General features: G+C 41.3%; 9 protein-coding genes. All 9 read left to right on the forward strand.

Annotation, left to right across the window (positions count from 1 at the left end; translation table 11 throughout):
* The first annotated feature begins 234 nt into the window (after positions 1–234).
* The 9 genes from ACYVAA_RS15170 to ACYVAA_RS15210 all read left to right on the forward strand — a co-directional run bounded on the left by ACYVAA_RS15170 (position 235) and on the right by ACYVAA_RS15210 (position 17160).
* Complete coding sequence (locus ACYVAA_RS15170; protein WP_460543213.1) at positions 235–1278, forward strand: GntR family transcriptional regulator; 1044 nt, start codon at positions 235–237, stop codon at positions 1276–1278.
* A 113-nt stretch (positions 1279–1391) separates the two neighbouring features.
* The gene (locus ACYVAA_RS15175; protein WP_460543215.1) at positions 1392–3026 is read left to right on the forward strand and encodes an arylsulfatase; all 1635 of its coding nucleotides are present in this window, start codon (positions 1392–1394) and stop codon (positions 3024–3026) included.
* A gap of 131 nt (positions 3027–3157) precedes the next feature.
* Positions 3158–4075 carry a DUF4861 family protein gene (locus ACYVAA_RS15180; protein WP_460543217.1) on the forward strand — a complete coding sequence of 306 codons (918 nt, stop codon included), beginning with the start codon at positions 3158–3160 and terminating at the stop codon, positions 4073–4075.
* A 15-nt stretch (positions 4076–4090) separates the two neighbouring features.
* On the forward strand, positions 4091–5191 hold the full coding sequence (locus tag ACYVAA_RS15185; RefSeq protein ID WP_460543219.1) for a glycoside hydrolase family 88/105 protein: 1101 nt from the start codon (positions 4091–4093) through the stop codon (positions 5189–5191).
* A gap of 312 nt (positions 5192–5503) precedes the next feature.
* Complete coding sequence (locus tag ACYVAA_RS15190; protein ID WP_460543221.1) at positions 5504–7024, forward strand: sulfatase family protein; 1521 nt, start codon at positions 5504–5506, stop codon at positions 7022–7024.
* A gap of 359 nt (positions 7025–7383) precedes the next feature.
* A complete protein-coding gene (locus ACYVAA_RS15195) occupies positions 7384–10500 on the forward strand; it encodes a SusC/RagA family TonB-linked outer membrane protein (protein ID WP_460543223.1) in 3117 nt (1038 codons plus the stop codon).
* Between the two features lie 35 nt (positions 10501–10535).
* Positions 10536–12392, forward strand: a complete 1857-nt coding sequence (locus ACYVAA_RS15200) for a RagB/SusD family nutrient uptake outer membrane protein (RefSeq protein WP_460543225.1) — start codon at positions 10536–10538, stop codon at positions 12390–12392.
* Positions 12393–12422: 30 nt separating this feature from the next.
* Positions 12423–15341 (forward strand): SusC/RagA family TonB-linked outer membrane protein, encoded by a 2919-nt coding sequence (locus ACYVAA_RS15205; protein WP_460543227.1) that lies wholly within the window; start codon positions 12423–12425, stop codon positions 15339–15341.
* A gap of 28 nt (positions 15342–15369) precedes the next feature.
* Complete coding sequence (locus ACYVAA_RS15210; RefSeq protein WP_460543229.1) at positions 15370–17160, forward strand: RagB/SusD family nutrient uptake outer membrane protein; 1791 nt, start codon at positions 15370–15372, stop codon at positions 17158–17160.
* The last annotated feature ends 13 nt before the right edge of the window (positions 17161–17173 follow it).

A 17173-nucleotide genomic window follows, 5' to 3' on the forward strand; every position in this document is an offset into this window, starting at 1 on the left:
GTTGAACGCTACAAAGTAAGATAGCCTGATTTGGATCATTTTTAGTTTCCAAGTTGATAGAATGTAAAGCTGAATATTGTTGTGATGTAGTGGTTTTGCGAATGGAGTGAATAGTATTTTCCCTTAAAACAGAATCGTAAAGTAATGTGCTGTTGTTACAAGGTGAATTTTGTTTTGGCTTGTCCAGAATATATTATTTTGAGATGATCATCATTAACCCAACCCCAAATAACCATGATTTGTGAATCAAAAATTTTTGAAAGTTTGATTTATGAATCCTCAAGGATTCCTAAATACAAGCAGCTATCCGATTTAATTATCCAATCTATAGAAAGAAAGGATATAGAAATAGGAGAAAAGCTTCCCTCAATCAGTGAATTAAAAGATATCACTGGACTATCAAAAGACACCATTGTCAAGACGATGAATTACTTGCGGGAAAAAAAAATAGTGACTTCAGTTATGAGTAAAGGCTTTTTTGTTGCTCGTAATGTCAATTTGTCCAAAACGAAGGTATTGATCATTTTAAATAAGCTAAGTAATTATAAACTTAAAATTTTTAACGCATTTGTTGATGCCTTGGGAGGGGACTTCCAAGTGGATTTAAAGGTGCACCATTGTAGTGCCAATAACCTCCGTGAAATACTAAAGGAAAACCAATTGATCTATGACCATTTTGTAGTCATGCCTCACTTTAATGACAAACAGGATGTGATTGATAAGGTGATAGACTACTTCAGGGCAATGCCAGCAGGACAATTATTATTAATGGACAAATACCTGCCAGAATTGGGAGAGTCGGTACCATGTATTTATCAAGACTTTAAATGGGACATTTATAATGCCTTATGCTCAGCGATTTCAAATAAAGAAAAATATAAAAAAATAGTTTTGGTGTTTCCTGAAAACCCATTTTATCCTTATCCAAATGAAATTATAAACGGCTTTACCAAATTCTGTGAAGATATAAACTGTGATGCTGAAATAATTGATAAAATATATCCCTACATGGAGTTCCAGAAAGGAGATGCCTATATCATCATAGATGAGTCAGACCTAATTAACTTTTTACAGCAAGTAAAAGGAAGTGAACTTCGATTAGGTCTTGATTTAGGTGTGATTTCCTACAATGAAACACCTTTGAAAAAAGTAATGGAAATATCCGTATTGAGTACCGACTTTGAAGTGATGGCTGACTCAGCTGCATATATGCTGAAGAAGAATAAATGTGAGACGGTACAAAATTATTTTGACTTTATAGATCGGGGAAGTATTTAACCTGAGCAATAAGAGGAATTTATCAAATTAGGAATCAAATCTAATAATTGTTGAACAGTCTTATATACCTGTCTCAAATTGAGACAGGTATAGTATTGTAAAGAACGTATAGAATGAAAACAATCATGCCATTTAACCTATTTTTTGTGATCATGTTTTTTCCGCTTGTTCTTTTTGGTTGTACTAAGAAAGAATCGATTACCAAAAAACAACCCAATATAATTCTTATAGTCGCTGATGATTTAGGATATAGTGATTTAGGCTGTTTCGGCGGTGAAATTCAAACTCCCTTTCTGAACAGTATGGCCAATGAAGGAGTGAGGCTTCCCAATATGCACAATGCAGGAATGTGCGTGATTTCAAGAAGTTCACTACTCACAGGACAGTGGTGGCCTAAAGTCGGTTATGGGATAGAACATGGGGAGAATATTGCTCAAGAATTAAAAAAAGAAGGATACAGCACCGGGCTTATCGGTAAGTGGCATTTAAATGGTGAACCCAATGAAAAAGGCTTTGATTATTTTTTTGGGTTTTTGGGAGGCTATTCTACCTATTTTCAGGGCAGTTCCGACTATCGGGAGAACAAAAAAATATATAAAGATTTTGACAATGAATTTTACAGTACGGATGAATTTAGTGAGCGGGCCGTATCATTTGTTAATGAAAGGGCAGGCCATAAAGACCACCCCTTTTTTCTTTATTTGAGCTACCAGTCCCCTCATAATCCCCTACAGGCCCCCAAGGAAGACATTATGAAATACCGCGGAACCTATCTTTCAGGTTGGCAGGCTATTAGGGAGGCTCGTGTGAAAAGACAAAGAGCCATAGGGCTGGTCAATGAAAACACCCCTCTTCCAGGTTACCCACAAAATCTTCCAGAATGGGAAAGCTTGAGTTTTGCCCAAAAGGATTTGGAGGACCTAAGAATGTCTGTTTATGCCGCAATGGTAGAGCGCATGGACAATGGAATAGGCAAATTGTTGGAAAGTTTAAAAGTAAACGGTCTTGCTGAAAATACCTTGGTGATTTTCCTTAGTGACAACGGAACAGATTCTTTTTCAGTGATGGACAGTGTTATGCTCCAAAAGGGATTGCTACCCGGTGATATTGGGTCAAACTATCAGCCCGGAACAGGTTGGGCTTATGCCAGTGTTACGCCAAGGAGACTCTATAAAATAAGCCAGCATGGGGGAGGGGTAAAAACCGGTGCCATTGCCTGGTGGCCTAAAGCAATTAGTAATAATGGAGCTTTACTTTTTGATCCACTACATGTGATCGATGTTTTTCCTACTTTCTTGGATGTCGCTGGCAATATGGATAAAAAAAGTACGGATCAAAATAATACAAAAGTGGTGGCCGGGGAGTCATTTGCAGCCTTGCTCAAGGGGGAGGAGTGGGACAGAAAATCACCTATGTATTTTCAATTTATGGATAACCGTGCAATCCGCACGGATAGGTGGAGTTTGGTGGAGATCGATGGAAACGGATGGGAATTATATGATACAGAAACCGACCCCATGGAAACCCATGATTTATCCAGTCAATATCCCGAAAAGGTCAATGAGCTGGATAAGCAATGGTTAATTTGGTGGAAGACTGAAAGCGGAAAAAGTACTTACGAGCCGGAGAGTACTCAAAATAGTCCTCATTATAAACCCCAAGGAGACCGGGGAACGGGGGCTGGATATATACCCTCAGCAATGCCGGCAAATCTTAGCAGTCGCTATCCTCTGAAGAATCGCCCCTGACTATCGCGGGATCATCAAAATGCAAGCTGCTCATTTGATTAAGGAGAGTTGCTTGGCCATGCAATTAAAATAGACTTCTATCGGTTTCCGAAAAGTGTGGACAATATAGAGAAATGTTAAAAAAATGATCAATGAATATAAAATTTACCTACTTTTTTCGCTGTAGCATGATAAAACCTCTATTTCACCTCCTTGGGATTGTAGGGGCAGCACTGCTGATCATCTCATGCAACGTCCATCGCACGGCTCAAATTAGAACTTATGCACGGCATGTCCCTGAGCGGGCGGACGACTTTGCTTGGGAAAATGACCTGGTGGCCTTCAGGGCTTATGGGCCTACCATGCGTAAAAGAACGGAAGATAGCGGAATTGATTGTTGGCTCAAGCGGGTAGATTATCCTATCATCGATAAATGGTACAAGGGTAACGAAGCAAAGCAATCCTACCACCGAGACCATGGGGAGGGGTATGATCCGTATCATGTTGGATCTTCTCGTGGATGTGGCGGACTTGGTCTATGGATTGAAGATACGTTGATTACTTCCAATACCTATACCGAGTGGAAGATTATCAAAAGTAAGAAAAGAGAGACGGTTTTTGTATTGACCTATGATTGGGAGTATCAAGGAGATAATTATAAGGAGGAAAAGCAGATATCCATCCATTTGGGAGACCGGTTTTATTCTGTTGCCTCTACTTTCTGGAAAAACGGCCAATTGGCCGTGGGCTTACCCTTGGCTATAGGAATTACCACACATGATGGAAAGGCTGAGGTGACAAAAGATCTGTCAGCTGGTTATATGACATGTTGGGAAAACATCGATGGTTTTGGTGTGGGAACAGGTGTTGTCATGGACCCGAATAGAATTAGTGCTTTTAAGCTACTTGAGCCCATACGTAAAGACGAAGGGAACGCCTTATTGATTACTTCTACGGATGCTTTAGGAAAAGTCGAATATAAGGCGGGCTATGGTTGGGAAAAGGAAGGGACTATTAAAACCTCTGCTGACTGGAGTAATTATCTGCAAAACGTATCAGAAAACGATTAAATAAGAATTAAGAAAATGAACGTACAATTAGGACTTATATTATGGTGGTTATGGTTAGGTACCCATTCCAAGGAAAATGTTTTTGAACCTGAAGTTATCATTGATAGATTGGAGAAGGCAGCAAACTGGCAAAACCATAACCCAGCTCCCTTCGGTGAATTGGAATGGCATTGGGCACCGTATTATATGGGCCTTACTGACCTTTACGAAATCACTGGAGACGAAAATCATCTTCAAACTATCCAGGATGTGGGAACACAGAATGACTGGAAAATAGGACCTCGAAAATACCATGCAGACGACCATGCTGTTGGGTTATCCTATATTAAGCTTTACCAGCTATCAAAAAATCCCCAGATAATTTCAAAGTTGAAGGGTGAATTTGATTGGATTCTGGCCAATCCACCTGAAAAGACCATCCAAGGGGAAGATGGAAAGATCAGATTAAGGTATAACCGTGAACGGTGGAATTGGTGTGATGCTCTTTATATGGCAGCACCTGTGTGGACAGGCTTAGGCGCTGTAACCGAAGAAAAGAAATATATGGACTATATGGTCCAAGAGTGGAAACAGGCGCATGATTGGTATTGGTCCGAAGAAGATAGCCTATATTTTCATGATAAAAGAGATATCAGCAAAGTGTCACCAGGAGGACAAAAAGTCTTTTGGGCCCGAGGAGATGGATGGGTAGTGGCAGCACTTGTGGAAGTGCTTCAATTCCTTCCTGAAGACCACCCTGAGAGGGACTATTTCTTAGGGATTTTCAAGAAAATGGCTGCTAAACTCATCCGTATCCAAAAAGCAAACGGAACTTGGGCCCCTAGTCTTTTAGACCCACTGCATCCTGCTCAGGACGATATCAGTGGTTCGGTATTTTTTGTATACGGTTTGGCTTGGGGAATTAATAATGGGATTTTAGATCATAATGATTACGAGTCCCCCGTAAGAAAGGGCTGGGAAGCACTATGCGAAAGGCAAAAGCCTAATGGTCGTTTAATTAATATTCAGCCAGTAGGTGGTTATCCAGTAGCTTTTGATCCTGAAACTACAGCCATTTTCGGTGTAGGGGGATTTCTCAGTGCGGGATCAGAAGTGTGGAAGATGGTTCGGCGCTGATTGGAAAGCTCGGAGATTAGGAGGGGGATGAATATTTTAGGTGATCAGGTCTTTACTAAACACATTAATCTCAGACCAATAGGGTGGGCATTTATGTGAGGTTTTACAATGTAGGATTGAATGGGATTATTAAAACTGTTGTCATATTTTATCTTTGACACGTGCAAAATAATCCCCATTCACCTAAAGAGACCAGACCAAAATCCATCGGTTTTAAGTGGACAGGAAATCTCAGCCCATTTTCTAAGGCTGGCTCAAACCTTTTCCGATTAGCCAATAGTATTATATTTTAGGGTGCACAGTATTAAAATAATGAGAAGAAAAATGAAATTGTATTTCAGGCAAATAAATATACTGTTAGTAGCTATTTCGTTGGTTCTTGGCCTGATTACCCAATCCACCGCTCAGCAAAGTGATCAAAAAGGGAAAAGACCCAATCTCCTTATTGTACTATCCGACCAGCATTCTTATGATATGCTAGGAGCGTATGGAAACCAACAGATAAAAACACCAAACCTGGATAAGTTTGCAAGTGAGGGTGTTTTATTCACAAATTGCTTTTCTAACCAGCCTGTTTGTACGCCTTTTAGAGGGATGTTATTGAGTGGGATGCATCCTCTAAAAAATGGAGCTTTTGTCAATGATACACCTCTTTTACCCAATCAATCCAAATTAATGGGTGAAATCCTAAAAGACCAAGGGTATCAAACGGCCTATATAGGGAAGTGGCACTTATTGGGAGGAGACCGGGACAGGCCAATCCCGAAAGGAGAGATGAGATATGGTTTTGAAACTCTTCTTACAAACAACTGCCACGTGGATTTTAGGCCTGGAAAGGCTTTTTTTTGGAATGAAGAGGGGAAAAAGGAGTTTTTTGATGAATGGGAGGTGTATGGCCAAACCAGACAAGCATTATCCTATCTGGACAACATTGATAAGGATAAACCCTTTGCCCTAATAGTTTCATGGCACCCCCCTCACGATTGGGGAAAATTTAAAGGAGTAGATGGTAAAATGCATTATCGCTATGATACGATGGACGAACTTATGGCCCTTTATAATAGAGATTCTATAAGGTTAAGGCCAGGCCTGGATCCTACCCCGGATAGGAAAAGAATGTACCACGGTTATATGGCCATGGTTTCCGGTGTGGATAAGGCCTTTGGCTTGTTAATGGAAAAACTGGAAGAAATCGGGGAAGATGGAAATACGCTTACCATTTTTTCAGCTGACCATGGAGATATGCTGGAATCCCATCATGCCGTTCTCCCTAAGCAGTATGCCCATGATTACTCCAGTCGTATCCCGTTTATCATGAAATATCCTGAAAAACTGATCAGCGGTTCATCTACTCAACTTCTGTTTGGCACCTTGGATATCCTGCCCACTGTACTGGGGCTTTTAGGCATTGATAGTGGTCAAGAATATGATGGGAAAGATCTATCTAATGCCATTATCCAAGAAGTGGAGGATGCAGTAGATTCAGTTCCTCTATGGGTATACAGTAGAGGAGGAGAGAATAATTACAATTGGCGGGGAGTGGTAACAAAGGATTATACTTTTTCCATGAGCAGGGATTCTTTGAAAATTACCAATGTATTATTTGACCGCAAAAAGGATCCTCATCAATTGAATAATTTGTTCGAGGACCCCGACTATAAGAGAGAAAAGGAACGGCTTATCCAATTGACCCATTCATGGATGAACAGGTTTAAGGATAGATTTTTTAGTCCCGAAGAATTTGCCGCCAACAAACCTGAGGGAAATTGGGGGAATAATTATAAAACAAGTCCCCTTGAAATTTTAAGTCGTCCGACTGAAGGGGAATGGTGATGCAATCCTGAGTTGATTTCATGTGATCGTACCTATTTGAAAATGCATGGAAGCTAAATTGTTACCTAATAAAATGTATTTTGTGTTTTTTACAACTTCAATTTAAGAATGTACTGAATAAAATTTTTATTTGATTCTGAATTTCAGCTCGTTTTAGTTGTGAAATTTTGAATAAAAGTGTCTTTACTTTGATAATATTTTATCCTTGTCTCGGTGTGCAGTAAGAAACAGGATACTTTCCGCAGCCAGTATTTTTAATATTGTTACTAATAGGCGAATAATTGTTAGCCTTTTTTTGTGGCCTAGAGCCTGTTTGTAAGAAATAGTCAATTTTATTAACCCATTTAAACTCTTATTACATGAAGATGAAAATTTACTGTACCCTGTTCTTGGTGTGCACACTTTGGGGAATAGCCAATGCGCAGCAAGAGACTGTCAAAGGGACTGTTACCGGGCCCGATGGAGAACCGCTTATCGGGGTAAATGTTATTGTTGAAAATGAAGGGGAAGGCCCGGTGGTTGGAACAGTTACGGATTTGGAGGGGCGTTACCAAATCAAAGCACAAAAAGGAGATGTGCTGGTATTTTCCTTTATAGGCTTTAAGGGAAAGCGCTTTGAGGTTGGAAACAGTTCCATCATCAACCTTAATTTGGAGGAAGATTCCATGGAACTAGGGAAAGTGGTAGTAGTTGGATATGGAGCTCAAAAGAAGGAAAGCGTGGTAGGGGCCATTTCTACCATTTCTGCAGAGGACATTGTTAGGACACCGACATCTAATTTGACCACTGGCTTAGCTGGAAAACTACCTGGTTTAACGGTAATGCTTAAAGATGGAGAGCTGGGAAGCGAAAATGTACAAACCCTTATTCGGGGTCAGGCTACCATGAATAATTCCAGCCCTTTGATACTGGTAGATGGGGTAGAAAGGGAAATAGCGACGATAGACCCCTATGATGTAGAGTCTGTTTCTGTCCTTAAAGATGCCTCTGCTACCGCCGTTTTCGGGGTTCGAGGAGCCAATGGGGTGATTTTGATTACCACCAAAAAAGGAAAGGAAGGAAAAGCGCAGATTTCCGGAAATGTTAATTATTCCCTTCAGACGACTACCCGGCTTCCCAAGCCCATGGGGGCAGTAGACTATATGAGAACTAGAAATGCGGTGATTGCCCAACATAATCAGTTTACCGGAGGAAATACTCCTCCTGATTTTTCTGAAGCTGTTTTTGATGCTTACGAGAACAATTACCTTCCTGAGTATTATGTAGACAGGAATTTCTATGAGGAATTGATGTACGATTATGTACCGATGACCAAGGCAAATGTCAATGTCCGTGGTGGTACTGAAAAAACCAAATACTTTACCAGTGTAGGGTACATGAAACAGGGAGGACCTTTTAAAACGGAGCGTTGGGATGAATATAATTACGATAATGAGCAACGTTTGGACCGGTTTAATTATCGTGCAAACATTGATATGCAGATCAATAAGGGATTAAGGGGCTGGTTGAATTTATCGGGTTACCTTCAAGATAAGAATGATCCGATAATTTTTGGGGCCAATAACAGTGCGGCAACTACAGCTTCGTTTTATTACCTACAATTGGCCGCATACGCTGATATTCCATCAATATCCTATCCGGATTTAAATTCAGAGGGAGAAGTAGTCAGCGTTTCCGGAGCTGAAAGAACGCCATATGGAAACTTAAACAGAACGGGGTATCGTACCACCACCCAAAATACCTTGAATACCTCCATTGGATTGGAACAGGATCTTCATTTTATTACAAAAGGGCTTACGGCTAAGGTGTTGGCATCTTATGATTCCAGGGCTACGCATATTAGAGGTTTTGCAAGAACCTATCAGACTTATATTGGTGAACTGGACACTTCAGGGGCACAAGACTCTTTGTATTATTTGCCCGGAGCAGGGAATGATACGGAACTTAGCTCAGTATTGACTCAAAGCTTTTTTACCAACTTTGACCTTCAGGCATCGATGAATTACAAACGGAAGTTTGATGCACATAATGTAACTGGCCAATTACTTTATTTGCAAAGTCAGAAGGTGATCAATACACAAGTTCCGTTTAACTACGTCGGTTTAGTAGGAAGGGCCACATATGGCTATCAGAACCGTTACCTGGCAGAGTTTAATTTTGGAATGAACGGTTCAGAACAGTTTGCACCGGGAAAAAGGTTTGGATTTTTCCCTTCCTTTTCGCTTGGATGGGTAATCAGTGAGGAAGATTTTTTAAAGGATTCCAAAGCTGTTGATTTCTTGAAAATCCGTGGCTCATTCGGCCAGGTTGGGAATGATAAAATTTCTAATACCCGATTTATCTATGTAGATGACTGGACGCAGAACGGAGGAGGCTATTTTACTGGAATTCCAGGAATTCCAGGATTGCCCGGACCGGTATATGAGAATTCTGTACCTAATAAGAATGTCTCTTGGGAGGTCAGCAATAAGGCTAATTTGGGCTTAGAGGCCAATTTTGTGAATGGGTTTGAAGCCGATATCGATCTGTTTTACGAAAAAAGAAGTTCCATCTTGATTACCAATAGTAATATTCCAGTCTATATGTACGGCCAGCAAAATTTAGCTCCTACAAATAGCGGTGTAATGACCAATAGGGGTATTGAAGCATCCATAGGCTATAACAAAACATTCTCTTCTGGCTTAAGGCTTTCTTCCAGGCTGAGTACCTCTTACGCCAGGAATAAAGTGATCAGTATCAACGAGGCTTCTTTAGGGGAAGATTATGCTTACCCCATTCGGCAGGAAGGATTTAGAAGGGGGACAATGTGGGGATACAACTCGTTGGGGTATTTCGTGGATCAGGCGGAAATAGATGGCTGGGCAGATCAGACCACCCTGGGAGGTGTATCCATGCCCGGAGACCTCAAGTATGAGGATGTGAATGGTGATGGGATCATTGACCCTAGGGATATGGTACCCATGAAATCCCCAAATGTACCTGAGTTCAATTATTCCGCTAACCTTTCGGTATCCTATAAAGGTCTTGACTTTAATGTATTGTTTCACGGGGTAAGTAATTATGGTTTTGATGTATCTGGCAGAGGGGTCTATGATTGGGACGGTAACGCCTATGGTGGTTATAAGAACTACTTTGAACATCACAGTGGTGCGTGGACAGAGGAGAAAGTGGCAAAGGGAGAAGAGATCATATATCCCAGAATGCACGTGGATGGGGTTTCAGTGAGTAAGCAACCAAGTAATTACTGGATTCAGGATTTATGGTATATCAGATTGAGAAATGTGGAGTTGGGATATACACTTCCAAAGACGGTATCCAACAGGCTAAAAATCGACAACCTAAGGTTGTATCTGAATGGTGCCAACGTAGCCTTATGGGATAATATGAAATACAAGGTGATGGATCCAGAGGTATCCAACTCCCTCAGTCATCCGATTTTTGCGACCTATAATTTAGGACTTAACATTACCCTTTGATCGATACCCCAAAAAAAGATTTAAAGACGAATAAAATGAGAAAATATAGATTATTATTTATAAATGCACTGTTCGCAGGACTGGTATTAATGGCCGGCTGCGAAGGAATTTTTGAAGAAGCTTTGGACCGGGCGGATGACTCGAGGGAGGATTTGGCAGGGATGCTAAGTGATCCCGACAAAATCAGGGGAATGCTAACCTCTGCTTATATGGGGATTCCTGAGGATAGATCCTACCTGTATTTTTGGACAACTGAAGAATCTCTCACTGACAATACGTTTAATTTTCAGGGACAAAGTATGGGGAACTGGCGATCTGGTTTACTTTCGCCTTCTAATGCTGCGGTTTGGGCAAATTCAAATCCTGGAAATAGCTATATGAATCCCAATGTTGGTTGGTGGGGTAGATATTGGGGAGCCATCCGGCATTGTAATACCTTGATCAATAATATTGATGGGGTTACCGTAACGGAAAATGAGCTGCCTCTTAACGAGCGCAAACTGATGGTGGATGAGGCAAGAGTACTGCGCGCTTTTTACCATTTCAAGCTGATCTCCATGTACGGACCGGTTCCCTTCATGTATCAGACACCGGAATTGGGATTTGATGGGTGGAAAGATATGACGCGGCCTAGCTATCAAGAAATTACTGATAACATCGTAGCAGAACTTGATGAGGTAATCAATAACGGTAACATTCCCCTAAAAAGAGAAGCTTTCAATATTACGGATAAATATAGGATTCCTCTCGGTTTTGTCCATGGGTTAAAATCACGTGTACTTCTATATAATGCCAGTCCATTAAACAATCCAGCTGGTGACAAAGCAAAATACCAAGCAGCAGCAGATGCCGCAAAAGCTTTTCTGGATCTTGGCCAATATTCATTGGAGAATTTTGAAAATACCAAACAAATGTACATTTCCCCTATGGCCACTAATTTGGAGGCAAAGGAGGTGATATGGAGATACAGAGGTAGTTTATCACAGTTTTCAAACGTTCATGGAATGGATCTGGCGACTGCTAAACCCAAAAGAAGCAATTTCCCTAATTTTAAAGCAGGGGAAACCCCATCTCAGGAAATAGTGGATGCTTACGAGTTGAAAAATGGAGCCTTAATAGTGGAAAATTATGATGCATCCCATGCCAATCCAACTTTTACCGCAGAGGCACTAGCAGCAGGATATGATGATCAAAATAACCCTTATGATAATAGGGATGATCGTTTTTACAGAGACATTCTTTTCAATGGTAACAATTTCGGGGAATCTTACCAGTTAGGCCCGATCACTGTTTGGACCTATTTAGGAGCTCCAGGTACAGGATCTAATGGGAATGTGACCTCTGGAACCAACAGAAAGACTTTTACAGGATATTATTTTGGGAAAGATAGGGATCCGCTGTGGTACGGTGCTGGAAGCAAAGGGCAAGCAAACCAACGTGTCAATCATCATGGCATCTTGATGCGGTATGCAGAGATTTATCTCAACTATGCAGAAGCATTGTGTGGAGCAGGAAAATTTGATGAGGCCTGCGATGCATTGGATATGACCAGATTAAGAGCCAACCAGCCTTCCATCCGTCAGGTTCCTGATTTTAAAGGGGGCGATACACAATGGTTGATGAAAAGAATACAAAATGAGAGAAGGGTAGAACTGGTATTGGAGGATCACCGATTTTATGATATCAGGAGATGGGACATCATCAGTGACCAAAACCATAATACGATAAGTGGCATGGAGGTCACTAAGGCGGCTGATGGACAATTTAAGCACAGTAGGTATCAAATTCCATTTACCTGGGAATGCCACAATGAAAAGTACAAAGTTCTTCCTATCCCCATCGTGGATAAAAAGCTACTTCCAAATATGGAACAACCGGAAGCATGGCAATAATCACAAATAAACCTTAAAAGGAACTTGACAATGACGATAAAAATAAAATCTAACTATATATTTTCCGTAGGCGTTTTTGCATTGATGATGTTGGGCAAAGACGGTTATTCAACGGTCTTTCCTGAATTGATGCCTCAGGACAGTACTATTGTAGAGAAGTCCGTTACCAATGAACCTGTAAGTGTGGCTTATGGGATGCAGCGTAAACCTTATGTTAATGCCTCGGTGTTTACCATCAGTGGAGAGGAACTTGTAAAAAGCAGGTCTACCAATATCCTCATCGCGCTTCAAGGGAGATTACCGGGATTGAATATTATTCAAAACAATGGAGAACCTGGAAAGGAGGCTTTTTCTACACAGATTAGAGGTCAAAATTCTCCAAATTCAAATAGGATATTATACCTGGTGGATGGTGTGGAGCGTGATCCTCAGGGGATTGACCCTAATGAGATTGAGAAAGTGACTGTTTTAAAGGATGCAGCAGCTCTGGCCATGTATGGCATGAGAGCTGGTGGTGGAGCTATTCTAATTGATACCAAAAGAGGGTTTGACGGAGCGTCTAAGATCAATGTTTCCTTTGACCAATCTTTCCAGAGTCCAACGAGAAAACCTAATTTGGTTTCGGCTTACGATTATGCTCAAATGTATAATCAACGGGTGGCAAACGATACTTTGTTTGCGGACGCCCAGGACATTGCTGCTGGCGGTAATGGGCTTGACCATAGGGGTACCCAATTCTATTCACCATTTGAGATGGAACGTTACCGCTTGGCGGATTCCACAGAATTTTATCCAGTAAGGAATATGGTGGACGATTTTATGAAGGATTTTTCCTTGATGAGTAGGTTGAACATTAATTTTAGGGGAGGTAGTGATGCCATGAGGTTTTTTACCTCCGTCAGCTATATGAACCAAAGTGGTCTTTTTGAAAATGACCCATTTGAAAAATACAGTTATGATGCCAAATCAAAGACCAATCGGTTTAACTTTAGAACCAATCTCGATATTTCCTTATCACCTACTACGGAGGCCTACGTAAATGTCGGTGGGTACTTGGAAAGAAATAATGCCCCTTATATTGGCGCGGGACAGGGCTGGGATTTTGTATTGGCCAAATTGTATGAAACACCCAATAATGCCCATAATGACCTTACTCCCAATGGTGAAGTGCTGGTTAGAAGAGATAGATTGAATTTTAGAAATAGAGAGTCCGTTTACGGTTATTTGAACAGAACAGGTTCTCAAGCAGAAACCGTAACCCGATTGGGCAATACTTTTGGGATTCGCCAACAAATCAGTAGTGTAAAGGGACTGACCTTGTCAGGCCAAGTATCCTTTGATGTACTTTCAAGGAGCTCACAAATAAGGAGGAGAGATTATGAAGCTTATGAGGTAGCGACTTTTACCGACATCAGTGGGGCTGATTCTCTTGGCTATGCCCTGGTACCAGGAACATCCAATACTACCCTGGCTGATGGGCAAAACAAGTACTTTTACTATATGTATAATTTTAGGGCCAGGGCAGATTACCACCGAATATTTAACCAAAAGCACGAGGTAGCTGCCACTCTTCTGGGCGAGCAAAACCGATCACAAAAACAGATCTTACTACCCAATAATTTTTTGGGGATCTCTGGAAGATTCATGTATGCGTATGACAAAAGGTATATCGCAGAGGCTAATTTTGGCTATCAGGGTTCAGAACAATTTCATAAAGACAACCGATATGGCTTTTTTCCTTCCTTGGGCTTAGGATGGGTACTTTCCAATGAGAGCTTTCTGGAAAATTCATTTGCCGTGAATTATTTGAAATTGAGGGGCAGTGCCGGAACCATTGGAAATGAGGCCTTTGGGTACAGTGAAAGTAACCAGTTTTTGTATATCACCAGCTGGAACGGAAATGCGACAGAAAACCAATTAGGAAATGAGAACTATCAGTGGGAAACATTTTCGATGTATAACCTTGGAGCGGAGGCGACTTTATGGAATTCACTCTACTTAAGCATGGATTTCTTTTATAATGACAATAGCAATTTAGTAGTCAATAATATCGATATCATTCCAGGTGGTATGATGGGATTGGGAGGGGCATCGCTGCCTCCTGCTAATATCGGCGCCTCTATAAATAAGGGATTTGAAATAGCTGCAGGGTATAGTAAAGACCTTTCCAAAGATTGGTTTGTCAGCATTAACGGAAACATGAGTTATTCCAAAAATGAAATAAAAGATCTTGCAGAGGTTCCTTATGATGAAACCTTTGCTTACCCTTATCGAAGTAAAGGTTATCCCATTAGCCAGTATTGGGGATATAGATCAGCTGGGTTGTTCAACTCACAAGCAGAAATCGATGCTTGGGCAGATCAGTCCGCCCTGGGAGGCGTTCCGATACCTGGTGATATCAAGTTTGTGGATCTTAATGAAGATGGCGTGGTAGATCAAAAGGATATAGCTCCCTTGGCCAATGCCAGTGTTCCGCAAACCTTCTTCGGGCTTAATGTTCAAACTAATTATAAGCTATTTGACCTTAGTGTTTTTCTCAATGGCGCTACCGGCAGAAATGTATTGCTTTCAGGTTTTGGCAGATGGGCCAACAGGGACAATTTTACAGAATATATGAAAAATGCTTGGACGCCTGAAAAAGTGGCAAGCGGGGAGAAGATCGTTTACCCACGACTGGGCAACAATACAGCGAACTACCGGACCACGAATTATTGGATTGAGGATGGTTCTTTTTTGCGAATAAAAAATATAGAACTGGGATTTACCCTCCCAGAATATATTTCAGAACGGTTGAGTGCACAGTCCGTGAGGTTTTATGTGAGCGGTCTCAACTTATTTACGTTGGACAAGCTTCCTAATGATGACTTTGATCCTGAAACGGCAGCAGGGAGCAATATCAATTATCCCCTGATCAAATCATATAATGCAGGAGTCAGTGTGAAATTTTAATGCCCTTACGATTAAAAAGAACTGAAAGATGAAAATATTCAATAAATATACCAAGACACTGCTTTTTGTTTCCATGCTGGGCATGAGCAGTTGTTTAGATGAAATAAACGATGAACCAGTAGACAAGCTTACAGTGGACCGTCTGCTGAACAAGATCAATATCAGTAACTTTAGGGAGCGCTGCTATGATAATCTGAACAGCACTTTTCATAGTTACCATGGAGGTGAATTACTGGATGCATTTACTGATGACGGCTTCCGGGCGGGAACAGGTTTGGCATTTGATTGGCACAGCGGTTTATTGTCCCCGGATAGAAATATGTTTTCCAGTACACTTTGGAATTCCTATTGGCAAGGTATAAGGAAGTGTAACCTGGCCTTGGAATATTTGCCCCAATCAGAGGTTTCAGAAGAACTAATCTCAAAGGAAAATATTGCCAGATGGGTGGATGAGGCGAAATTGTTAAGGGCATGGTATCATTTTATGCTGATCAAAAATTTCGGCCCCATCCCATTTGCTGATGAAGCCTTTAATCCTGATTTTGTAGGTTGGGCAGACCTTGAGAGACCTACATATAAGGCCATTACCGACAGGTTGGTAGCTGAAATTGACGAAGTGATACAAGCAGGTCGAATTCCATTTAGGCAACCCGCTAACAATGAATTTGACAAAGTCAATATGGCGGTGGCTTATGCTTTAAAATCCCGTGTACTTTTGTTTAACGCAAGCCCCTTGAATAATCCAACAGGGGAAAGTCAACAATGGCAACTTGCTGCTGATGCTGCCAGACAAGCCATTGAGGCTGTCGGTGGAGAATATGATTTACTAGCTATGGCCGACTATAGTACCATGTTCAGCGAAGGGGCAAACGTACTCAATGCTGAAGTGATACTGAGGTCTTCCGCTAACGGGGCCGGAGAAATGAACGCCCAAAATGGGGTGGATTTGTCAGCCTATGGTTCTCCAACACAAAGTGCGAATGCTGGAGTGGTGCCTAGTCAGGAATTAGTGGACAGTTTTGAGTTATTAGATGGTAGCCTACCAGTATCGGCGTATAATAACAATAGCCATACTGATGTAAATCTTGCACCAGGATATAGCGAAAACCCAGGGGACAACCCTTATGCGAATAGGGATGCTCGACTTTCCCATGCCATTGTTTTTAATGGTGTGAATTATGGACGTTATAAAGGGATGGCTGCCAGTGAGCCAGATATAAGAATATATACTTTTGAGGGATTTCCAGGGACAGGTTTTAATGGAACTCCGACCTCTGACACGGAAGTAGACAAGCGAAGAAGTACCACCGGTTATTATGGCAAGAAATTCAGAAGTGCGAGTTATTGGGGATCTACCACAGGAGGGGCCAATGCCAATAAAGTATTTTTCCGCTTGGCGGAACTCTATCTTAATTTAGCGGAGGCGGAATGTGCATTAGGCAATTTAGGAGAAGCATCAGATGCCCTAAATACCATAAGACAAAGAGCAGGTCAGCCTCAAATCCAAGCCGTTCCCGGTTATGTCAACGATCAGGATTGGTTAATGAAAAGGATCCGAAACGAAAGGAGGGTGGAGCTTTGTTTTGAAGACCATCGTTTTTATGACCAGCGAAGGTGGAATATCTTAGATACCAATGGTGTAGTTACCGGAATGCGGATTACAAGCTCCGATGGTACCAAAAATGGTGTTTTTTCTTACGAAAGAGTAGCCATAGACGTACCTAGAAATGCTACATCTGATAAGTATTTGATGTTGCCATTATCGACCGAGGAGGTAAGGAGGTTGCCGGGAATTGGTCAGCCTTCCACATGGAATTAAACCTTATTAACTA

It is taken from the genome of Echinicola sediminis (assembly GCF_054777495.1).